This is a genomic window from Pseudomonas sp. MNR3A (genome assembly GCF_009650575.1).
Taxonomy (GTDB): domain Bacteria; phylum Pseudomonadota; class Gammaproteobacteria; order Pseudomonadales; family Pseudomonadaceae; genus Aquipseudomonas; species Aquipseudomonas machongensis.
Genome location: NZ_VZZS01000032.1, coordinates 39,755 through 60,221, shown reverse-complemented (window position 1 = coordinate 60,221; position 20,467 = coordinate 39,755). Strand labels below are relative to the sequence as shown.

Genomic DNA, 20,467 nt, shown 5'->3' with positions numbered 1-20,467 from the left:
AACCAAGCAGCACAGAGGAACCGTCATGACTATTTCCGTCACCTACGATCCAGCATTCGGCAGCGCCACCGTCGACGACTACCTGGCCTTCTGGAGCGCAGGTTTCGTCACTGCCGGTCACGGCTACAGCAACACCGGCGGCTTCAGCAACGGCAGCCGTGATGGCGACCAGTACGCCACCCACGGCGCCAACGGTTCGGACTACGCCTTCATCGCCGACTCCGACACCTCCAACGGCCTGCACTACGTCTTCGATCCGCTGAAGGCGCCGGGCGACAACCTGAACCACTACCTGTGGGGTTCGCTGGACAACGTCAGCCTGGGCGAAGTGCTCGGCGGTGGCGGCGGCAGCGACTTCAGCCTGAGCAACTACGTGGTCAGCTTCAACGGCCTGGACCTGGATGCCGCGCTGGGTGCCGGCCGTGCCGGCAACGAAGTACAGGGCGTGATCTACGGCCTGATGCAGGGCAACACCTCGGCGCTGGAAGGCGTGCTGGACAACCTGCTGGCCAGCTACGGCGTGTCGACCGACAGCACCTTCGACGCCATTGCCGCTGCACTGAGTGGCGGTGCTTCGAGTGTTGCGGCTGCCGAAGCCGTGGGTATCCAGGCGCTGCCTGAAGACCTGGCCCTGGCTGCCTGACGCCAGGCATGAAAAAGGCCAATGGCAGATCGCTCTGTCATTGGCCCTGTTGCATGCACCCTGGCCCGTGTCTTGTCGGGCCCAGGCCGGGGTGCCGCGAAATTCTGCGAGGTGGCGGCTGCCAGGTCAATGGCGACGCCGCCTCGCCCTTCGAGGTCAGCGATGAGTACACCGCGCAACGCCGCCGCCGATGAACTGTGGCAGGCCCTCAAGTCCTGCCGGGGTGGGCTGGGCAACATCGCCCTGTTCACCGCCGTGGCCAACGTGCTGATGCTGGCGCCGGCGCTGTACATGCTGCAGGTCTACGACCGGGTGCTGTCGTCGGGCAACGAGATGACCTTGCTGATGCTCAGCCTGATGGTGCTGGGCCTGTTCGCCTTCATGGGCGTGCTGGAATGGCTGCGCAGCCTGGTGGTGATCCGCCTGGGCACGCGCATGGACCTGCAACTCAACCCTCGGGTGTTCGATGCCGCATACCAGGCCAGCCTCGACGGGCACAAAGGTAGCGCCCAGCAGGCCCTGGGCGACCTGACCCAGTTGCGCCAGTTCGCCACCGGCCAGGCGTTGTTCGCCTTCTTCGATGCGCCGTGGTTTCCGCTGTACCTGCTGGTGATCTTCCTGTTCAGCCCCTGGCTGGGCCTGCTGGCGGTGGTCGGGGCGCTGCTGCTGGCCGGGTTTGCCTGGCTCAACGAACGCCTGACCCATGGCGAGTTCATCGAGGCCGGGCGGCTGTCGCAGCAGGCGATGCAGCAGGCGTCGGGCAACCTGGGCAATGCCGAGGCGATCGCCGCCATGGGCATGCTCGGTGCCGTGCGCCAGCGTTGGAGCCTGCTGCACCATGGCTTCCTGGCCCGGCAGAACCTGGGCAGCGAGCGCAGCGCGGCAATAACTGCGGTGTCCAAGAGCGTGCGCCTGGCATTGCAGTCGCTGGTGCTTGGGCTGGGGGCCTGGCTGGCGCTGGAGCACCTGATCAGTCCGGGGATGATGATCGCCGGTTCCATCCTGATGGCGCGGGTGCTGGCGCCGATCGATCAGCTGATTTGCGTGTGGCGCCAGTGGGGTTCGGCACGCCAGAGCGCCGAGCGCCTGGGTTTGCTGTTGCGCCGTTATCCACCGTTGGCCAGTGCTATGCCGCTGCCTGCGCCACAGGGGCGGCTGCGGGTCGAGCAGTTGCATGCCCGGGTGCCTGGCGGGCAGCGGGTCTGCCTGAGTGGTATCGATTTCGAACTGGCGGCCGGTGAGTCGCTGGGGCTGATCGGTGCCTCGGGGTCTGGAAAATCGACCCTGGCCCGCCTGTTGGTAGGGGCTGCGAGCCCTGAGTCGGGCAAGGTCTGCCTCGACGGTGCGGCGCTGGCCCAGTGGGATCGCCAGGCGCTCGGCGAGTACATCGGCTACCTGCCGCAGGACGTGCAACTGTTTGCCGGCAGCATTGCCGACAACATCGCCCGGCTTGGCCCGGTGGACGCCTCGGAGGTGGTTACAGCGGCGCAGTTGGCCGGTGTGCACGAGCTGATCCTGCAACTGCCGCAGGGCTACGACACGTTGCTGGGCGAAGGTGGCGCGGGGTTGTCCGGTGGGCAGCGGCAAAGGATCGGCCTGGCCCGGGCGCTGTATCGCTTGCCTGCGCTGGTGGTGCTCGACGAACCCAACGCCAGCCTCGACGAGGCCGGTGAGCGCGCCTTGCTGGCGGCGCTCGCCGAGCTCAAGGCGCGCGGGCGCACGCTGGTGATGATCAGCCACAAGTCGAGCCTGCTGCTGGGGCTGGACAAGCTGCTGGTGCTGCACGGCGGCGTGATCCAGCAGTTCGGCCCGACCGCACGGGTTCTTCAGGCTGCGGCCCGTCCTGCAGCTGCCAGTGTCGCACCACCACCAACAGCGGCGCGTAGCGGCGTGACCTACAGCTTCAACCAGGGCGGCCAGAGATCTTGAGCATGAGTGTGCACCCGATGTTTACCCCCGCGTCTGGCGCTGCGTCTGACAAGGTTCATCACCTGCGCGACGATGCCCGAGGCCCGGCGAAGGCCGGGCGTTGGCTGGTGCTGGCGGGCTTTGGCGGCTTCCTGTTGTGGGCCGCGCTGGCGCCGCTGGACAAGGGCGTGCCGGTCAGCGGCAATGTGGTGGTGGCCGGCAGTCGGCAAGCGGTCCAGCATCCCACCGGAGGGGTGATCGGGCAGCTTGCGGTGCGCGACGGCGATCAGGTCCAGGCAGGCCAGGTACTGCTCAGCCTCGACCCGACCCAGGCCCAGGCCCAGCGCGGTTCATTGCAGGTGCAGTACGTGAATGCGCGGGCCACGGAGGCACGTCTGCTGGCCGAGCGCGATTCAGCGCCCGGCGTGACCTTTGCCGCCGACCTGCTCGAGGAGGCCGCCACGCCGTGGGTGGCGACGGTACTGGAGACCCAGCGACAATTGCGCAGCAGCCGCGCCCAGGCGCTGGAGCTGGAGTTGGCGGGTGTGAGCGAAAGTATCGCCGGGGCCGAGGCGTCGCTCAGTGGCCTGCAAGGCTCGCTGAGCAGCAAACAGGCCCAGCGCGACGCGCTGGACGAGCAACTGCGCGGCCTGCGTGAGCTGGCCCGTGACGGCTACATTCCGCGCAACCGTCTGCTCGACAGCGAGCGCCTGCTGGCGCAGGTCAACGGCTCGATTGCCGAAGACCTCGGCAATATCGGTCGCACCCGGCGCCAGGTCCAGGAGCTGAAACTGCGTGCCAGCCAGCGCCGTCAGGAATTCCAGAACGAGGTGCGCCAGCAGTTGAGCGAGTCCCAGGCCAGCGCCGAGGACCTGGGCAACCGCCTGCGCAGCGCCGAGTTCGACCTGGCCCACACCCAGGTGCGTGCGCCGGTCGCCGGTACCGTGGTGGGCTTGAGTGTGTTCACCAACGGCGGGGTGATCGCGCGCGGGCAGCAGTTGATGGAAATCGTCCCCAGCGATGCGCCGTTGCTGGTCGATGCTCGGGCGCCGGTGGAGCTGGTCGACCGCTTGCGGCCGGGCTTGCCGGTGGAGTTGCTGTTCGTCGCCTTCAACCAGAGCACCACGCCACGGGTGGCAGGTGAGGTAAGCCTGGTCTCGGCGGACCGCCTGCTCGATGAAAAGACCCAGCAGCCGTATTACCAGGTGCGCATCAAGGTCAGCGAGGACGGCGCGCGGCAGCTTGCTGGGCTGGACATTCGCCCCGGTATGCCGGTGGAGGCTTTCGTGCGCAGTGGCGAGCGCTCGCTGCTCAGCTACCTGTTCAAGCCGTTGGCCGACCGGGTGCATATCGCCCTGAGCGAGGAGTGAGCCGATGCGCCTGTTGTTGCCCACGGTATTGTCGGGCGTGTTGTCGGGCCTGGTACTGCCAGCGCAAGCCCTGGACCTGAGCGATGCCTATGCCCTGGCCCTGCGCAACGATCCGACCCTGCACGCGGCGATCGCCGAGCGCGACGCGGGTGTCGAGAACCTCGCCATCGGTCGCGCGGGGCTGTTGCCGAATCTTTCCTACCGCTACAACCGTGCCCGCAACGACTCGGAAGTGACCCAGCGCAGCCAGCTCGGTGATGTCACCAGCCAGCGCGATTACCGCAGCTACAGCTCGACCCTGACCTTGCAGCAGCCGTTGTTCGATTACGCCGTATGGAGCGACTATCGCCGCGGCGTGGCCCAGGCTGCGCTGGCCGACGAGCGCCTGCGCGGTCGCGGCCAGGAAATGATGGTGCGGGTGTTTTCGGCCTACAGCGAAGCATTGTTCGCCGACGAGCAGATTGCCCTGGCCCAGGCCCAGCGGCGCACCTACGCCGAGCAACTGCAGCTCAACGAGCGCCTGCTCAAGAATGGCGAGGGCACCCGCACCGACGTGCTGGAAACCCGTGCCCGCTACGAGTTGGCCCAGGCCCAGGAGATCGAGGCTGGCGACAACCTCGACGCGGCGCTGCGCAGCCTGCAGGCGATCACCGGCGAGGCGATGAGTGCCGAAGACCTTGCGCCGATGTTGCCGTCACTCGCCGTGCAGCCGCTGGTACCGGCGCGCTTCGAGCCCTGGCGCGACCTGGCCGTGGCGCATAACGCCGAGCTGGCCAGCCAGCGACATGCCCTGGATGTCGCTGACCAGGGTGTGGAGAGTCAGCGTGCAGGGCACCTGCCGAGCTTGAGTGCCTACGTGAGCAAGGGCATTTCCAGTTCGAGCTCGGAAAGCACCTACAACCAGCGCTATGACACCGACAGTGTTGGCATCCAACTGAGTGTGCCGCTGTTCGCCGGTGGCGGTGTATCGGCGCGGGTGCGCCAGGCACAGGCGGAGCGAGATGGCTTGCAGTTCCAGGTCGATGCGCAGGTCAGCGACACGCTCAATCAGTTGCGTCGCCAGTTCAACCTGTGCGCCAGCAGCACCGCGAAGATCCGCGCCTACGGGATGGCGGTGAATGCGGCCAGTGCGTTGGTCGAGGCGACTCGGCGCAGCGTGCAGGGGGGAGAGCGGGTCAACCTCGATGTGCTCAATGCCGAGCAGCAGCTGTACGGAGCGCGGCGTGATCTGGCCCAGGCCCGGCATGAGTACCTGCGGGCCTGGGTGCAGTTGCGCTACTTGGCGGGAGTACTGGATGCCAAGGATGTGGAGATATTGAACGGGTACTTCGTGGCGCGCGGTTGAAGGCGGTGCCGCCTTGATGGCTGCCCCGCTTCTACAGGCTTTGCATCCTGGTCAGTGCTCCGCCACCGCCTTGCGCCTGAGTACCTGTTCGCCATGTTCATCGATGTCCATCACCGGCACTTCATTGCCATCGGCATCGAACAGCTTGCCATCCTTGAAGTAGTCGCCATCGCGCAGCACCGAGATGTCCGAATACTGGATGGTGCGCTCGTACCCGGCGGCGAAGACCGACTGCTGGTCGGAATTGCCGGCCTTGAAGTGGTTGAAGATCAGGTTCAGCAGGATCGCCATGATCGCCGCCGAGCTGATGCCCGAGTGGAAGATGGTCTCGAACCAGTTGGGGAACTGATGGTAGAAGCTCGGCGCGGCGATGGGGATCATGCCGAAGCCCAGCGAGGCCGCCACGATGATCAGGTTGACGTTGTTCTTGTAGTTCACCTTCGACAGGGTACGGATGCCGCTCGCCGCCACGGTGCCGAACAGCACGATGCCTGCGCCGCCCAGGACCGGAGTGGGTACTGCGGCGATGATCCGGCCCATGATCGGCAGCAGGCCAAGCACCACCAGGATCACCCCGCCCGTGGCCACCACGTAGCGGCTCTTCACCCCGGTCACGGCCACCAGGCCGACGTTCTGGGCGAACGCGCTCTGGGTGAAGGAGCCGAAGATCGGCGCCAGGATGCTCGATGCCATGTCGGCGCGCAGGCCGTCGCCCAGGCGCTTGGAGTCGACCTTGGTGTCGATGATCTCACCGACCGCGAGGATATCCGCCGAGGTCTCCACCAGGGTCACCATGATCACGATGCACATCGACAGGATCGCCGCGATGTGGAACGTCGGCATGCCGAAGTGGAACGGGGTAGGGAAGGCGAATATCGGGCCTTCGCCGACCTTGCTGAAATCGGCCATGCCCAGTGCCCAGGCGATCAGCGTGCCGGCAACCATGGCCAGGAGGATCGACAGGCGCGAGATGCTGGCGCTGCCCAGCTTGCTCAGCAGCAGGACGATGGCGAAGGTCAGCGCCGCCAGGCCGATGTTGGCCATGCTGCCGAACTCCGGCGAGGCGCTGTTGCCACCCATCACCCAGCGTGCGGCCACCGGCATCAGGGTCAGGCCGATGGTGGTGATGACGATGCCGGTCACCAGCGGCGGGAAGAACTTGGTGATCCGCGAGAACACCGGAGTGATCAGAAAGCCGATCAGCGATGCCGCCATGACTGCGCCCAGCACCGCCGGCAGGCCCCCGCCGCCCTGGCTGCCGAGAATCGCGCCCATGGTGGCCACGCCAGCGAACGACACGCCCTGCACCAGTGGCAACTGGCAGCCGAAGAAGGGTAGTCCGAGTGTCTGCAACAGGGTGGCCAGTCCGCCAGCAAACAACGATGCGGCAATCAGCAGGCCGATCTCCGCCGGGGCCAGGCCGGCGGCCTGACCCAGGATCAGTGGCACGGCGACGATCCCTCCGTACATGGTCAGGACATGCTGCAGGCCATAAGCCAGGTTGGCACCAAGCCCGAGGTTTTCGTCCTCGGGGCGCTTGGCAGGAGACGTGCTGGTGGACGTAGTCATTGGAGCAGGCTCTCTGTTTATTGTTGTGCCGATACTGTAGACAGCTCCGACAAAATATTGCCAGATAAATTGTATACAATAATTTGATCTGGGCAGCCGCAGATCCGGCAGGGCGGTGTCTCTGACCGCAATGCAGATAGCGTTCCAACATGGGAAGGGCGGTTTAGAAGGGTGTGTACAAAAAGCTCGGCAGCCCGTGAAAAGCTGTCTAGGTAGGCAGGAAATGCGGGTGGGTCATGTTCTTAGCAAGCTAAAAGATTTCAATCTTCGATAAGTTCGCGCAGCTCGCGCATCATTTCAGTGCTGTCGGCCACGTTCAGTTCCACAAGACGGTGCAGATGGGTCATCGACTCAACGTCTATATAGAGGCAGACGAAACCCAGCCGAGTGGGTTCTTCGTGGCGTAATTCCACCTGCATGCGGACTTTGACCTCTTTGTCGAGGTGGATGAGCGCATCGAAATCCTGCGTCAGGTCGGCGTCCCAGGGCGCTGGCCGTTCGATCAGCAGGCCTTTAAGCGACAGGTCGAGCAGTTTCACTGGCCAGTGCCGGTCGCCCTGGCGCAGTTCGGTGGGGGCGTCGAAGTCGATGCGCTGGAAGCGCCTGCGCTCGTCAGTTCCAGAGGGATGGGTCATGGCGGATCCTCGTCAGTTGATCTGACTATAGACCAGCCACGCTTGTTGCGGCCTGGCGGCGACTGATGCGATTCAGCCTGCGTGCCCTACCGGGTGCTGGGTTGTTCTGCGTGCTGGCGCGGCGTGGGGGTGACCAGCGGCTCCTTGCGGGCCTGCAGCGCGAACAGAATCCCTGCCGCCAACAGCACGAGCAAGCCGATTTGTATGGCCCGGATACGGTTCTTCATTGCGACATCTCTGTCTGATCAGCGATGTCGAAATATTCGGGCGGCCTGGGCCACGGCACAACTGGTAGAAATATCAGGTCGCTTTTCGCACCCTGCCCGCGCCGCTCTAGGGCGGCGCGGGCAGGGTGCAATTCAATATGGTAAAGCTGGCAAGCAGGCCCTAGACTCAGGGAGCTGTCTATTCCAACCACTTAGCTGGAAGCATGCCATGAATAACAATAACAGCCTGCTACGTCACATTCCGTGGCTGGCGCTGGCAGTCATAGGAGCCTGTGCGCTGGGTGTGGTCGCCCTGCGTCGCGGTGAAGCCATCAACGCCTTGTGGATCGTGGTTGCGGCTGTGGCCATCTACCTGGTCGCCTACCGCTACTACAGCCTGTTCATCGCCACCAAGGTGATGCAACTCGATCCGCGCCGGGCTACTCCGGCGGTACTCAACAACGATGGCCTGGACTACGTCCCGACCAACAAGCACATCCTCTTCGGTCACCATTTCGCCGCCATCGCTGGCGCCGGCCCGCTGGTCGGTCCGGTGCTCGCCGCGCAGATGGGCTACCTGCCCGGTACGCTCTGGCTGATTGCCGGCGTGGTACTGGCAGGGGCCGTGCAGGACTTCATGGTCCTGTTCCTCTCCACCCGCCGTAACGGCCGTTCGCTGGGCGACATGGTGCGTGAGGAAATGGGCCGCATTCCAGGCACCATCGCCCTGTTCGGCTGCTTCCTGATCATGATCATCATCCTCGCGGTGCTGGCGCTGATCGTGGTCAAGGCCCTGGCCGAGAGCCCGTGGGGCATGTTCACGGTGATGGCGACCATCCCGATCGCCATGTTCATGGGCATCTACATGCGCTTCATCCGCCCGGGTCGCATTGGCGAGATTTCGCTGATCGGCGTGGTGTTGCTGCTGGCATCGATCTGGCTGGGTGGCGTGATCGCGGCCGATCCGGTGTGGGGCCCGGCGTTCACCTTCACCGGCGTGCAGATTACCTGGATGCTGGTCGGCTATGGCTTCGTCGCCGCCGTGCTGCCGGTGTGGCTGGTGCTGGCACCGCGTGACTACCTCTCGACCTTCCTCAAGATCGGCACCATCATTGGCCTGGCCATCGGTATCCTGATCATTGCGCCTGAGCTGAAGATGCCGGCCCTGACCCAGTTCACCGACGGTACGGGGCCTGTGTGGAAGGGCACCCTGTTCCCGTTCCTGTTCATCACCATCGCCTGCGGCGCGGTGTCCGGCTTCCATGCCCTGATCAGCTCGGGCACCACGCCCAAGCTGCTGGACAACGAAACCAACGCCCGCTACATCGGCTACGGCGGCATGCTGATGGAGTCGTTCGTCGCCATCATGGCCATGGTCGCTGCTTCGGTGATCGAGCCGGGTGTGTACTTCGCCATGAACAGCCCGGCCGCCGTGGTCGGTGCCGACGTCGTGTCGGTGGCGCAGACCGTCAGCAGTTGGGGCTTCACCATCACCCCCGAGCAGCTCGAGGCCACTGCCCGTGACATCGGCGAGCACACCATCCTGGCGCGTGCCGGTGGTGCACCGACGCTGGCGGTGGGGATCGCGCAGATCCTCCACCAGGTACTGCCGGGTGAAAACACCATGGCCTTCTGGTACCACTTCGCGATTCTGTTCGAGGCGTTGTTCATCCTGACCGCCGTGGATGCCGGTACCCGTGCCGGGCGCTTCATGCTGCAGGATTTGCTCGGCAGCTTCGTGCCAGCGCTCAAGCGCACCGAGTCGTGGACGGCCAACCTGATCGGCACCGCCGGTTGCGTGGCGCTGTGGGGCTACCTGCTGTACCAGGGTGTGATCGACCCGTTGGGCGGTATCAACACCTTGTGGCCGCTGTTCGGTATCTCCAACCAGATGCTGGCCGGTATCGCGCTGATGCTCGGCACCGTGGTATTGATCAAGATGAAGCGCGAGCGCTATATCTGGGTCACCTTGCTGCCGGCGCTGTGGCTGCTGATCTGCACCACAACCGCAGGCCTGATCAAGCTGTTCGACCCGAACCCTGCGGTCGGCTTCCTGGCCCTGGCCAAGAAGTACAGCGCCGCGCTGGATGCCGGTCAGGTCCTGGCACCGGCCAAGGACATCGGCCAGATGCAGCACGTGATCTTCAACGCCTACACCAACGCCGGTCTCACTGTGCTGTTCCTGGTGGTGGTGTTCAGCGTACTGTTCTTCGCCATCAAGGTCGGCATCGCCGCCTTGGGTCGCAAGGAGCGCAGCGACAAGGAAACCCCGTTCCAGGCCCTGCCTGACGCTTGAGAGGATTGCAGCGATGTTCAACGACCTGGGTCGGCTGGGTAAGTATCTGGGGCAGGCTGCCCGACTGATGGTTGGTATGCCCGACTACGACACCTATGTCGAGCACATGCAGAACAAGCATCCGGACAAGCCGGTGATGAGCTACGAGGACTTCTTCAAGGAGCGCCAGGAAGCTCGTTATGGCGGCAAAGCCGGCCCCAAGTGCTGTTGAACCTGCACCCTGCTTGAACCTGTGGGAGCCCGCGCAATCGGGCTCCCACAGTCATTTTCGGCTTCAATGGAGGCAAACGCGTGCATACCCCCATTCCCGTCACCGTGCTCACTGGCTTTCTCGGTGCTGGCAAGACCACCCTGCTCAAGCACATGCTCAAGGCCGAGCATGGCCTGAAGATCGCCGTGATCGAGAACGAATTCAGCGAGGCGGGCATCGACAGCCAGCTGCTGGGCGACGAACCGGTACAGGTGATGACCCTGGCCAACGGTTGTGTGTGCTGCAGCATCCATGGCGACCTCACCCGTGCCCTGTATCTGCTGCTCGAACGCCTGGATGCCGGTGAAATCGCCTTCGATCGTCTGGTGATCGAGTGCACCGGCCTCGCCGACCCGGCGCCGGTGGCGCAGACCTTCTTCATCGACGAGGAGCTGCGCGAGCGCTATATCCTCGACGGCATCATCACCCTGGTGGACGCCAAGCATGCCGAGTTCCACCTGACCCAGACCATCGCCCAGGCCCAGGTCGGGTTTGCCGATCGCCTGCTGCTTAGCAAGACGGACCTGGTCGAAGCAGACGTGGTCGACGCGCTGCGCGAGCGTTTGGCACGGATCAATGGCCGTGCACAGATTCGCGTGGTCGAGCATGGCCGTATCGACCTGGCCGAGCTGCTCGATGTGCGCGGTTTCAATCTCAACCCGGACTTGGGACTGAGCCCGAGGCCGACCCTGCGCCCGGTGCTCAAGCCCGAGACCCCGGACCGTATCTCCACCCTTGTGCTGCGCACGGAAAACCCGCTGGATATCGATCGGCTCAGCGACTTCATGAACGAGCTGCTGGAAGAGCACGGCAAGCAATTGCTGCGCTACAAGGGAGTACTGAACATCGCAGGCGAGGACCGCCGGCTGGTGTTCCAGGGCGTGCTCAAGCTGTATGGCTTTGACTGGGATGCCGAGTGGAAGGAGGGCGAGGCGCGCGAAAGCGTGATGGTGTTCATTGCTGATGAACTGCCAGAAGAGACGATCCGGGCGGGTTTCGGGACGTTGGCCGGTCAGGCTGAGTAAGGCGGACCAGGCCTGGTGCCCGGTCCGGATTGCGGGTATCAGCGCCTTGACCAGTCGACGCCGCGTCGCAGAATGTTCAGTCGTAGTTTGGCTTTGGGGCTGGAGCGGCGAGTGGCCAGGTAGGCACCTTCGCCTTGCGCGATCAGCTCGTTCGCTAGACAAATGCCGGTGTGCGGACATGCCAGATTGATGATGGCGAAGCTAGTCGCCAGGTCCTCCAGGGTAATTTGCTTGCCAGTGTGGTCATGGTGTATGAGCCAGGCTGAAGGGGCGCCGTCTGTTTCAGAATGCGCCATCGCTACGCCGTACTTACTCTTGCGGATGTGTTGGCCCGCATGGCTGCCATCACGCACGTACATGTAATAGCCTTCGCTGCCATGACGGAAGTAGAACTCGGTCGCGGTGGTTTCGCCTGTTACATGGAAGTCGACGAGTTTTTCCTCGCGGGCGTTATCCCATGCATCGTCCGGTGTACTTAACACGCCAAGGCTGCTGGAGACATCCAGGGTACCCAGGCTGGAGTCAGGATGGGGCACTAGAATGGGCTGGTCGGTGGCCTGTCGCAGGATGATAAGTGGAAAGCCATTCACCAGGAGTGTGGCAGTGAAGGAGAGGGAGACATCGTCGGTCATGGGGGGGTCTCGATTGGGAGCGAAGGCGTCACCTTGCCTAGACCAGTGCTCCGTACAAAGTCGGAAAAACTTACCCAGTGTGCCTGAGTGCAAGCATGTTCAGGCAAGCTAGTGGCCCATGAAAAAGCCCGGCACAAGGCCGGGCTTTTTCACATCAGGCGATTGCCAATCAGTTGCCGTACACCGGCAGCTTCTTGCAGATGGCCTTGACCTTCTCGCGAACGGCGTCGATCACCGCTTCGTTGTTCAGGTCGGCGAGGATGTCGCAGATCCAGCCGGCCAGCTCGCGGCACTCGGCTTCCTTGAAACCACGGGTGGTGACGGCTGGGGTGCCGAAGCGCAGGCCCGAGGTGACGAACGGCGAACGTGGGTCGTTCGGGACCGAGTTCTTGTTCACGGTGATGAAGGCTTTGCCCAGTGCGGCGTCAGCGTCCTTGCCCGAGATTTCCTGCTTGATCAGCGACAGCAGGAACAGGTGGTTTTCGGTGCCGCCGGAAACGACGTCGAAGCCACGCTCGATGAACACGCTGGCCATGGCCTGGGCGTTCTTCACCACTTGCTGCTGGTAGGCCTTGAACTCAGGCTGCAGCGCTTCCTTGAAGCAGATCGCCTTGGCGGCGATGACGTGCTCCAGCGGGCCACCCTGGGCGCCCGGGAAGACTGCGGAGTTCAGCTTCTTCTCGATGTCGGCGTTGGCGCGGGCCAGGATCAGGCCACCACGTGGACCACGCAGGGTTTTGTGGGTGGTGGTGGTGACCACGTCGGCGAATGGTACTGGGTTCGGGTAGACGCCAGCGGCGACCAGGCCTGCGACGTGGGCCATGTCGACGAACAGGTAGGCACCGACTTTGTCGGCGATTTCGCGGAAGCGGGCGAAGTCCAGGACCTGCGAGTAGGCGGAGAAGCCGGCGACGATCATCTTTGGCTTGTGCTCGACAGCCAGGCGCTCGACTTCGTCGTAGTCGATCAGGCCGTTGCCGTCTATGCCGTACTGGACGGCGTTGTACAGCTTGCCCGAGGAGCTGACGCTGGCGCCGTGGGTCAGGTGACCGCCGTGGGCCAGGCTCATGCCCAGGATGGTGTCACCAGCCGACAGCAGGGCCAGGTAGACAGCAGCGTTGGCTTGCGAGCCAGCGTGCGGCTGGACGTTGGCGTAGTCGGCACCGAACAGTTCCTTGGCGCGGTCGATGGCCAGCTGCTCGACGACGTCGACGTACTCGCAACCGCCGTAGTAGCGCTTGCCTGGGTAGCCTTCGGCGTATTTGTTGGTCAGAACCGAGCCCTGGGCCTCCATGACCGCTGGGCTGGTGTAGTTTTCCGAAGCGATCAGCTCGATATGCTCTTCCTGGCGCAGGGCTTCTTGCTGCATGGCTTCGAAGAGCTCGGCGTCGTACTTGGCAATGGTCAAATCACGGCTGAACATGGCGGTCCTCAAGGATCGGGGCTGAATTGGGATGGCATTCTAACCGATTGGGTCGGGGCTGGCATATGAAGTGGCATCAAGTCGCGGACCAATGGGCTTCATGTTGCAGGCCGCACCGGGACTGGGCTGAGACGGGGCGCTAGTTGACCCCGAAGTCCGTTTTTCGATGCCTGGTGGAGGCTGGATTGGTGTCCAGCTTCTTGGGGGCGGTCCACCCTGTGGGAGCGGGTTTACCCGCGAACACGGGCGTAGCCCGTGCCAGGCGGCGCGGTGTCCTTTTCGCGGGCAAGCCCGCTCCTACAGGGACTGCGTGGCGGCACGATCACTGGAACATGAACAAGGTTTCGTTGCTGAACTGCGCCTCGAACTGGTTGGCCGGCATCGGGCGGCCGAACAGGTAGCCCTGGACTTCGTCGCAGCCGTGCTCGCGCAGGAACTCCAGCTGTTCATGCGTCTCCACGCCTTCGGCGATCACCGCCAGGTTGAGGCTGTGGGCCATGGCGATGATCGCCCGTGCGATCTGCGCATCCTGCTCGCCTTCGGGCAGGCCGTCGACGAAGGTACGGTCGATCTTCAGCACGTCGATAGGGAACTGCTTGAGGTAGTTGAGCGATGAATAGCCCGTGCCGAAGTCGTCCACCGCGATGCTCAGCCCCAGGTTCTTCAGGCTGTCGAGGATCTGCATGGCCTCGTTGACCTCGCGCATCAGGATACTCTCGGTCAGTTCCAGCTCCAGGCACGCCGGCGGCAGGCCGGTCTCCTCGAGAATAGTGGCGATCCGCTTGCCCAGCTGGCCGTCGGAGAATTGCCGGGCCGAGATGTTCACCGACACCTTCGGCACCCGCACCTTGGCCTTGTGCCAGGCCTTGAGCTGGCGGCTGGCCTCGCGCAACACCCAGTCGCCGACGTCGACTACCAGGCCCAGTTCCTCGATCACCGGGATGAAGTCGCCCGGCGGCACCAGGCCGCGGCGTGGATGGCGCCAGCGCAGCAGCGCCTCGGCGCCGGTCAGGCGCTTGCCGTCGCCGCTGAACTGCGGCTGGTAGTAAAGAATGAACTCGTTCTGCTCCAGGGCGTGACGCAGGTCGCTTTCCAGCTCCAGGCGTTCCAGGGCGCTGGCGTTCATGTCGGCCTGGTAGAACTGGAAGTTGTTCTTGCCGCGCTCCTTGGCGTGGTACATCGCCGTGTCGGCGTTCTTCATCAGCTGGCTCAGCTCGTTACCGTCCTGCGGGCTGAGGGCGATGCCGATACTGGCGGTGACGAAGAACTCGCGACTCTCCAGCACGAATGGCCGCACCAGGCTGGCGAGGATATTCTCGGCGACGTGAATGGCGCGGTTCAGCGCCATTTCACGGCTGGTACGCGACTGCAGCAGCAGGGTGAACTCGTCGCCGCCCATGCGCGCCACGGTGTCGTCTTCATCGACACAGGCCAGCAGGCGCTCGGCCATGTCCTTGAGCATGCGATCGCCGGCGGCGTGGCCGAGGGAGTCGTTGATCGGCTTGAAACGGTCAAGGTCGAGGAACATCAGCACCACCCACGACTTGTGCCGCTCGGCCTGCTGCAATGCCGTGTGCAGACGGTCCTGGAACAGGGTGCGGTTGGGCAGGTGGGTGAGGGCGTCGTAGTACGCGAGGCGGTGGATGCGCTGCTCGCTGGCCTTGCGCTCGCTGATATCGGTGAAGAAACACACATAGCTGGCAAGGTCGCGCTCATCGTCAAGCACCGCGGTGATGCCGACCCAGGCCGGATAGTGCTCGCCGCTGCGGCGCTTGAGCCACACTTCACCTTCCCAGGTGCCGCGTTGGTTCAGTTGCTTGAGCACATAGCCCAGGTGCGCGTCCTGCTGGCCTTCGACGGTGAGCATGTTCGGGCGCTGGTCGAGTACGTCATCGGGCGCATAGCCGCTGACCCGGCTGAAGGCCTCGTTGACCTGGACGATGTAGCCCGCCGGGTCGGTGATCAGGATCGCCGAGGTCGAGTGCTCGAATACCGTCGCGGCCATGCGCAGGTCTTTCTCGGCGCGTCGTTGCTGGCTGATGTCGCGCGCTACCCCAAGGACGCCTTCGAAGCGCTCGTGGTCGTCCCACACCAGCACCAGGCGCAGCTCGATGGGTATCTTGCGACCGTCGGCACGCAGGCAGTCGAACAGGAACACCTGGGTCGGCAGCTGGCTGCGCAACTGGCGCAGTTGCTCGCGGTCGTCCAGTGCCTTGCTGACCCGCTCCATGAGCGTCTGCATGCCGCTGAGCTGGGAGGGGGTGGCGATGATCGATGGCCAGCCGTTGTCGAAGATGTAGTCCACCGAGTAGCCCAGCACCGTCTGCACCGAGGGGCTGATGTAGTTGAGCTGCAGTTGGTTGTCGGTGGAGAAGATCACGTCACTGATGCTTTCGGCGAGCATCCGGTAGCGCTGCTCGCTGTCACGCAGCGACTGGCTGGCCTCGATCTGCACCGTGACATCCTTGCCCACCCCGATGATCCGCGTGACCTGGCCTTCGCCATCACGGGCCAGGACCTGTTCGCGGATGTCGTAGCAGCGCCAGCCGCCGTCGCGGTGGCGGAAGCGCAGTTGGCAGTGCAGTGATTGGCTGTGACCGCTGTCGCGCTGTTGCTGGCGCAGGCTGCGGTAGTGCTCGGCATCCTCGGGGTGCAGCAGCAGCTCCCAGAAGTGATCGCCCATCTGCGCAAGTTCCGAGCGGTCGTAGCCCAGGGTTTGTCCCAGGTGGCGGTTGCTGAAGATCATGCGTCGGTTGTGCACGTCCTGAACGTAGAGCTGGTCGGGTACGGTACGCACGACGTCCGACCAGAAGCTTTCACGTTCGAGCAGCGACAGTTCGACCTGCTTGCGGCTGGTGATGTCGCTGATGCTGAGGATCACGGCCTGGTAGTCGCGCCGCTGCTGGGGCAGGCGGGCCATCAGCCACAGGTGCAGCTCGCCACCCAGTGGCGCGGGCAGGCGTACTTCGAGCTCGAACTGTGCGCGCTGCTCGATCAGCGCGTCCAGCAACTGCATGCCGATGCTCTCGCGGCCGTCGCCGCTACCCTCGATCAGCCGTTGCCAGGCACCCTCGTTGCAGGTCACGTTGAGCAACTGGCGTGCAACTTCGTTGATCTCGGTGATCTTCAGTTCCTGCAGCAGGTTGCGCCGCAGGCCCGGTTCCAGTGCCAGGCTTTGCTTGAGTGCGGCGAGGTTGCGCAGGTGGTAGCGATCGAGCTGGCCGGGCAGGCTCGACAGGTCGAGCACGCACAGGGCCACGCCGGTGCTCTCGAAGATATCCTGATAGCGCCGGCGGTCTTCCTGCAAGGCACGCTGGCGACGGCGCATGTTGATCAACGCCAGGCCCGGCAGCAGGGCGCAGAACAGCACCAGCAAACTCTTGCCCAGCAGCGCGGGCAACAGTTTCTCGCGGGCCGAGGTCGGGTCGTACAGGCCGCGGACCTGCCAGGTACTGTTGTCGATGAAGGCCAGCAGCACGCTGTGCAGCGCCGATGGGTTGGCGTGGGCGACACCGCTGCGCTCGATCACCGTGCCGTCACGGCTGTTTTCCAGCAGCCAGAGCGGGTGGATTGGCGTGTTGAGCTTGCTGGTCAGCTCCTGGTAGTAGTCGGTGGACAGGCGCAGCAGCCAGTAGCCGCGGTCCTGTTCGGCGGGCTGGCGCAGCAGCAGGTAGACCAGCTGGTTGTCGCTCGAATTGCCATAGAAGTAGGCATTACCCTGATTCAGGCGCACCAGGCCGTCGATCGTTTGACGGTCTGGGCTGTCGCGCAGGCTGTCGCCGCGGATCTGCCCATTGCTGTCCAGCCAGGCCAGGCCGCGCAAGGCCGGCAAGCGTCCCCTGAGGGTCTGCAGCAGCGCCGGCAACGCCGCCGGTGACGGTGGCTTGACGTAGGGCTGCACCAGATTCATGGCTTGCTGCGCCTTGAGCGCCATGTTCAGGGTGAGGTGGTCGGCCAGTTCCGCGCTCGTCGCCACGCTTTGCTGGCGCAGGTCGGCCTGTGTGTGGCGGAACTGCGAGAACAGTTGCCAGAACAACAGACCCAGCAGGACCAGGGCCAGCAGAGCAAGCGCACCCTTGAGCGAGCCTCGCAACGAAGCAGACGGCGCAGGGCGCTGGATGGGCGGTTGGGTGAAGTTGGTCAAGCGTTGGTCCTGCGATTGGGCTGGCGAAGGCAGGGGAGATCATGCACGCGGCATGCCGCCGTGGCGCACTATAAGGCCGGACATACGAAAGCGGCTAGGTTCAACCTCATATGTATCTGCACTCGCCCATACTGCGTTGAAACGGAGCGAGCAATGCGCATGTACTTCAGTACACTGCGCTTGCTCGCTCCGTTTCGCCTTGTCTGGCCTTCGCGCAGACACATTTTCAGACTGACCCTAGCATGCCTTGGATTATGGCAAAGTGCCAGTCCATATGTCGCCGATCCAGTGCTGACCGTGCATTCGGCAACCCGCTTCCACCTGTGCGAGAATGCCGGCCGTTTCATAGTCAATGCATCGGAGAAGTACGGTTTGGTTACTCACTATTCCACCAATGGCCTCGATTCCGCCTGTGGGCGCAGCAGTCAGACCCTGGTCAGCACTGCCGTGGCCGACGACGTATCCTGCAAGTCCTGCCAGCGCTCGTTCACCAAGCCCGACGCCGCGGCTGCGCAGCGCAAGACACCCTCGCTGGCCGAGCTGCGCAAGTCGGCCAAGGTTGCTGTCGAGCCTGTCGCGGCGGCGGTCGTCACGGCCGATTTGGAGCCCGCTGCCAAGGTTGTGAACAAGTCGGCGAGCAGGTCCGTCCAGACTCCTGCCCGTGCCGGCGGTTTCAGCGCCAAGGCTGCCTGGGCTGCGCGCCTGGCCGAACAGAGCGGGCAGTCTCGCCTGCCGCGCGGCATGGGCAAGCAACGCCACGTCTGACCCACGCTGCTTGTGGTGGCGAGGCTTGCCTGCGAAAAAGCCCCTGCGCTGTCTGGCACCCGCCAAGCCGGTGTTCGGGGCCAGGCCTATCGATCTGTTACCCGTTCGTCATTGAACGCCTGGCCCTCGATCGCGATGCGCCTGGCATACCCGACGCCCCATACCAACGCCCGGCTCATGTTTTCGCCCGGGCGTTGGACATAGGCTTGTTCGTATAACGCCGAGCCATCGGCGCGATAGACACCGATGAACAACTGTGTCGCCCCCGTACGCGACAAGCGTGCCTGCACTTCAAGGCAGGCTCCGGTGTTCAGTGTCTCCTCATGGATTTGGTGGTGCAGGATCGGGTCGTACCACTGTCGATAGGTTTTGCCTCTTTTTTTCATGTGTCTACCCTCTGCATTGTTGTCAGCGGTAGATCACTTCCTGTGCGTATTCCGTCCAATTCAAACGGCACCATCGGACAGTCGGCAGACTTGTACAAATAGTCCTTGTTTGTACACCTAAGTTGTCGTCAATCCATAAATCCAAACCCATTCCTGATTGTCATTGGACAAGACTTTCGGGCCGTTGATAAGCGTGGCTGATATGCCCGCTCGCCAGGTTTGTGTCTACAAGATTAAAGACTCAAGTTCATTAGAGCCTTTCGTCCCCGCATTCAAAATCTTTTGCACAATGAGCCGGTTGCCCCCGGTCACTCATTTACACAGACCGTTCTGTGTAACTAACGACATGAGGTGTCAATCATGGCTAACAATCAAGACAATCGTGGCAATCAGGGTGGTAATGCCAACACCAATCCGGGCAACTTCGCCAACGATCGCGAAAAAGCCTCCGAAGCGGGACACAAAGGCGGCCAGGTGTCTGGGGGCAACTTCAAGAACGATCCGGAACGCGCTTCCGAAGCAGGCCACAAAGGTGGACAAGCATCCGGTGGCAACTTCAAGAACGATCCTGAACGTGCCTCCGAAGCTGGCCATAAGGGAGGCCAGGTGTCGGGCGGCAACTTCGCCAATGATCGTGAGAAAGCCTCCGAAGCGGGGCGTGTCGGTGGACAGCATAGCCACGGCGGCGGTCGCAAGAGTGACGACAACCGCTAGCCATCCGTGAAAAGCGCAAGGGCAGCCGAGCTGCCCTTATGCGTTGATGAGGACCCGCTTATGTTCATGCACAACAAACGATTGCAGTACACCGTGCGCGTGGCGCAACCCAATCCCGGCCTTGCCAATTTGCTCCTGGAACAGTTCGGAGGCCCACAGGGTGAGCTGGCTGCAGCCATGCGCTATTTCACCCAGGCTGTCAGTGAGGACGATCCAGGACGCAAGGACATGCTCTATGACATTGCGACCGAAGAACTCAGCCACCTGGAGATCATCGGTTCGATCGTGGTGATGCTCAACAAGGGGGCCAAGGGCAACCTGGCCGAAGGCATAGAGAGCGAGGGCGAGCTTTACCGCTCGCTGACCGGCGCCGGCAACGACTCCCACATCACAAGCCTGTTGTATGGGGCTGGGGCGCCGCTGGTGAATTCCGCCGGCGTACCCTGGAGCGCAGCCTACATCGATACCATTGGCGAACCGACTGCCGACCTGCGTTCGAACATTGCCGCCGAGGCTCGCGCCAAGATTGTCTACGAACGGCTGATCAACGTCACCGATGATCCTGGCATCAAAGATGCGCTGGGTTTCCTGATGAGTCGCGAGATCGCCCACCAGATGTCGTTCGAAAAGGCGTTGCATGCCATCCAGCCAAACTTTCCACAAGGCAAGCTGCCGGGAGACCCTGAACTCAATCGCACCTACTTCAATCTGTCCAAAGGCGGTGAAATGCGCGGGGCGTGGAACGAGGGACAAGACTGGGTCTACGTCGACGAACCCCAGCCTGCAGTGGACGGCGGCGATGGATCGGCCAGTGTCCAGCTCGACGAAACCAGTGCGCAGATTGTCGAGGCAATGAAACTCCGTACTCAGTCGAATCCAGAGGCGCAACCTTTGACCGGGGCGGAGCTCGGCAAGGTCAACAATGGACAGCAATGAGAACACCCCGCGCCGGAGATGATTCGGCGCGGGGCGCTGGTCAACGCTTGGCTTCGGTGTCTGGGGGGGTGATCGGGCCGGGAACGCGCGGGTCACCTTTGGCAAGTGGTCCTTCAGCCATTCAGTCATGGCCACTTCTTCCTTGAGAGTTGAGCAGCAGGCTTGCGCAGTGGCTCTCTCTTCGACCGCAACCCTATGTGGGCCGCCCCGCAAGCGCTGC

At 63.4% G+C, this 20,467-nt stretch carries 17 protein-coding genes and 1 pseudogene; 11 read left to right on the top strand and 7 right to left on the bottom strand.

Annotated elements, in window-relative coordinates:
* Positions 1 to 25 precede the first annotated feature (25 nt).
* From F6X62_RS22360 to F6X62_RS22345, 4 genes are all read left to right on the top strand, one after another.
* Positions 26 to 643: a heme acquisition protein HasA gene (locus F6X62_RS22360; protein ID WP_153774738.1), complete on the top strand. Its 618-nt coding sequence runs from the start codon at positions 26 to 28 to the stop codon at positions 641 to 643.
* Positions 644 to 805: 162 nt separating this feature from the next.
* Positions 806 to 2,572: a type I secretion system permease/ATPase gene (locus F6X62_RS22355; protein ID WP_153774737.1), complete on the top strand. Its 1,767-nt coding sequence runs from the start codon at positions 806 to 808 to the stop codon at positions 2,570 to 2,572.
* Between the two features lie 2 nt (positions 2,573 to 2,574).
* Positions 2,575 to 3,921 (top strand): HlyD family type I secretion periplasmic adaptor subunit, encoded by a 1,347-nt coding sequence (locus F6X62_RS22350; protein ID WP_153774736.1) that lies wholly within the window; start codon positions 2,575 to 2,577, stop codon positions 3,919 to 3,921.
* Between the two features lie 4 nt (positions 3,922 to 3,925).
* Entirely contained in the window at positions 3,926 to 5,266 is a 1,341-nt protein-coding gene (locus tag F6X62_RS22345; protein WP_153774735.1) for a TolC family outer membrane protein, read from the top strand.
* Between the two features lie 51 nt (positions 5,267 to 5,317).
* On the opposite strand, the gene F6X62_RS22340 is transcribed toward F6X62_RS22345, so the two are convergent.
* The 3 genes from F6X62_RS22340 to F6X62_RS22330 all read right to left on the bottom strand — a co-directional run bounded on the left by F6X62_RS22340 (position 5,318) and on the right by F6X62_RS22330 (position 7,697).
* Positions 5,318 to 6,835, bottom strand: coding sequence for a nucleobase:cation symporter-2 family protein (locus F6X62_RS22340; protein WP_112899173.1), 1,518 nt, complete (start codon positions 6,833 to 6,835; stop codon positions 5,318 to 5,320).
* 260 nt (positions 6,836 to 7,095) lie between these two features.
* Entirely contained in the window at positions 7,096 to 7,470 is a 375-nt protein-coding gene (locus F6X62_RS22335) for a PilZ domain-containing protein (RefSeq protein ID WP_153774734.1), read from the bottom strand.
* An 86-nt stretch (positions 7,471 to 7,556) separates the two neighbouring features.
* Positions 7,557 to 7,697 carry a hypothetical protein gene (locus F6X62_RS22330; RefSeq protein ID WP_153774733.1) on the bottom strand — a complete coding sequence of 47 codons (141 nt, stop codon included), beginning with the start codon at positions 7,695 to 7,697 and terminating at the stop codon, positions 7,557 to 7,559.
* 208 nt (positions 7,698 to 7,905) lie between these two features.
* Here F6X62_RS22330 and F6X62_RS22325 point away from each other — a divergent pair, with 208 nt between their 5' ends.
* The 3 genes from F6X62_RS22325 (at position 7,906) to yjiA (ending at position 11,247) form a co-directional block, all read left to right on the top strand.
* A complete protein-coding gene (locus F6X62_RS22325) occupies positions 7,906 to 9,972 on the top strand; it encodes a carbon starvation CstA family protein (protein ID WP_063546133.1) in 2,067 nt (688 codons plus the stop codon).
* A gap of 13 nt (positions 9,973 to 9,985) precedes the next feature.
* Complete coding sequence (locus F6X62_RS22320; protein WP_054894051.1) at positions 9,986 to 10,183, top strand: YbdD/YjiX family protein; 198 nt, start codon at positions 9,986 to 9,988, stop codon at positions 10,181 to 10,183.
* Between the two features lie 80 nt (positions 10,184 to 10,263).
* Positions 10,264 to 11,247: a GTPase gene (gene yjiA / locus F6X62_RS22315; protein ID WP_153774732.1), complete on the top strand. Its 984-nt coding sequence runs from the start codon at positions 10,264 to 10,266 to the stop codon at positions 11,245 to 11,247.
* Between the two features lie 38 nt (positions 11,248 to 11,285).
* Here yjiA and F6X62_RS22310 read toward each other — a convergent pair whose 3' ends face one another.
* From F6X62_RS22310 to F6X62_RS22300, 3 genes are all read right to left on the bottom strand, one after another.
* Positions 11,286 to 11,879, bottom strand: coding sequence for a hypothetical protein (locus F6X62_RS22310; protein ID WP_153774731.1), 594 nt, complete (start codon positions 11,877 to 11,879; stop codon positions 11,286 to 11,288).
* 169 nt (positions 11,880 to 12,048) lie between these two features.
* On the bottom strand, positions 12,049 to 13,302 hold the full coding sequence (gene glyA / locus F6X62_RS22305) for a serine hydroxymethyltransferase (RefSeq protein WP_054894053.1): 1,254 nt from the start codon (positions 13,300 to 13,302) through the stop codon (positions 12,049 to 12,051).
* A gap of 322 nt (positions 13,303 to 13,624) precedes the next feature.
* Positions 13,625 to 17,446: an EAL domain-containing protein gene (locus tag F6X62_RS22300; RefSeq protein WP_153774730.1), complete on the bottom strand. Its 3,822-nt coding sequence runs from the start codon at positions 17,444 to 17,446 to the stop codon at positions 13,625 to 13,627.
* A 372-nt stretch (positions 17,447 to 17,818) separates the two neighbouring features.
* On the opposite strand from F6X62_RS22300, the gene F6X62_RS22295 reads away from it, so the two are divergent.
* Complete coding sequence (locus tag F6X62_RS22295; RefSeq protein ID WP_153774748.1) at positions 17,819 to 18,211, top strand: hypothetical protein; 393 nt, start codon at positions 17,819 to 17,821, stop codon at positions 18,209 to 18,211.
* A gap of 86 nt (positions 18,212 to 18,297) precedes the next feature.
* Here the strand turns inward: F6X62_RS22295 and F6X62_RS22290 are convergent, their stop codons facing one another.
* The gene (locus tag F6X62_RS22290; RefSeq protein WP_153774729.1) at positions 18,298 to 18,597 is read right to left on the bottom strand and encodes a hypothetical protein; all 300 of its coding nucleotides are present in this window, start codon (positions 18,595 to 18,597) and stop codon (positions 18,298 to 18,300) included.
* 360 nt (positions 18,598 to 18,957) lie between these two features.
* On the opposite strand from F6X62_RS22290, the pseudogene F6X62_RS22285 reads away from it, so the two are divergent.
* The 3 genes and pseudogenes from F6X62_RS22285 to F6X62_RS22280 form a co-directional block, all read left to right on the top strand.
* Positions 18,958 to 19,218, top strand: a pseudogene (locus F6X62_RS22285) (general stress protein); the annotation flags it as partial.
* Positions 19,204 to 19,311: a general stress protein gene (locus tag F6X62_RS25475; protein ID WP_231100338.1), complete on the top strand. Its 108-nt coding sequence runs from the start codon at positions 19,204 to 19,206 to the stop codon at positions 19,309 to 19,311. The pseudogene F6X62_RS22285 and the gene F6X62_RS25475, both read left to right, overlap by 15 nt.
* Before the next feature lie 60 nt (positions 19,312 to 19,371).
* Positions 19,372 to 20,247: a manganese catalase family protein gene (locus tag F6X62_RS22280; protein ID WP_153774747.1), complete on the top strand. Its 876-nt coding sequence runs from the start codon at positions 19,372 to 19,374 to the stop codon at positions 20,245 to 20,247.
* Positions 20,248 to 20,467: the final 220 nt, after the last annotated feature.

Excerpts from the sequence above, each read along its gene's own strand:
- F6X62_RS22360 (WP_153774738.1), top strand. The coding sequence starts at position 26 with ATGACTATTTCCGTCACCTACGATCCAGCATTCGGCAGCGCCACCGTC.
- F6X62_RS22355 (WP_153774737.1), top strand. The coding sequence starts at position 806 with ATGAGTACACCGCGCAACGCCGCCGCCGATGAACTGTGGCAGGCCCTC.
- F6X62_RS22350 (WP_153774736.1), top strand. The coding sequence starts at position 2,575 with ATGAGTGTGCACCCGATGTTTACCCCCGCGTCTGGCGCTGCGTCTGAC.
- F6X62_RS22345 (WP_153774735.1), top strand. The coding sequence starts at position 3,926 with ATGCGCCTGTTGTTGCCCACGGTATTGTCGGGCGTGTTGTCGGGCCTG.
- F6X62_RS22340 (WP_112899173.1), bottom strand. The coding sequence starts at position 6,835 with ATGACTACGTCCACCAGCACGTCTCCTGCCAAGCGCCCCGAGGACGAA.
- F6X62_RS22335 (WP_153774734.1), bottom strand. The coding sequence starts at position 7,470 with ATGACCCATCCCTCTGGAACTGACGAGCGCAGGCGCTTCCAGCGCATC.
- F6X62_RS22330 (WP_153774733.1), bottom strand. The coding sequence starts at position 7,697 with ATGAAGAACCGTATCCGGGCCATACAAATCGGCTTGCTCGTGCTGTTG.
- F6X62_RS22325 (WP_063546133.1), top strand. The coding sequence starts at position 7,906 with ATGAATAACAATAACAGCCTGCTACGTCACATTCCGTGGCTGGCGCTG.
- F6X62_RS22320 (WP_054894051.1), top strand. The coding sequence starts at position 9,986 with ATGTTCAACGACCTGGGTCGGCTGGGTAAGTATCTGGGGCAGGCTGCC.
- F6X62_RS22310 (WP_153774731.1), bottom strand. The coding sequence starts at position 11,879 with ATGACCGACGATGTCTCCCTCTCCTTCACTGCCACACTCCTGGTGAAT.
- glyA (WP_054894053.1), bottom strand. The coding sequence starts at position 13,302 with ATGTTCAGCCGTGATTTGACCATTGCCAAGTACGACGCCGAGCTCTTC.
- F6X62_RS22290 (WP_153774729.1), bottom strand. The coding sequence starts at position 18,597 with ATGAAAAAAAGAGGCAAAACCTATCGACAGTGGTACGACCCGATCCTG.
- F6X62_RS22280 (WP_153774747.1), top strand. The coding sequence starts at position 19,372 with ATGTTCATGCACAACAAACGATTGCAGTACACCGTGCGCGTGGCGCAA.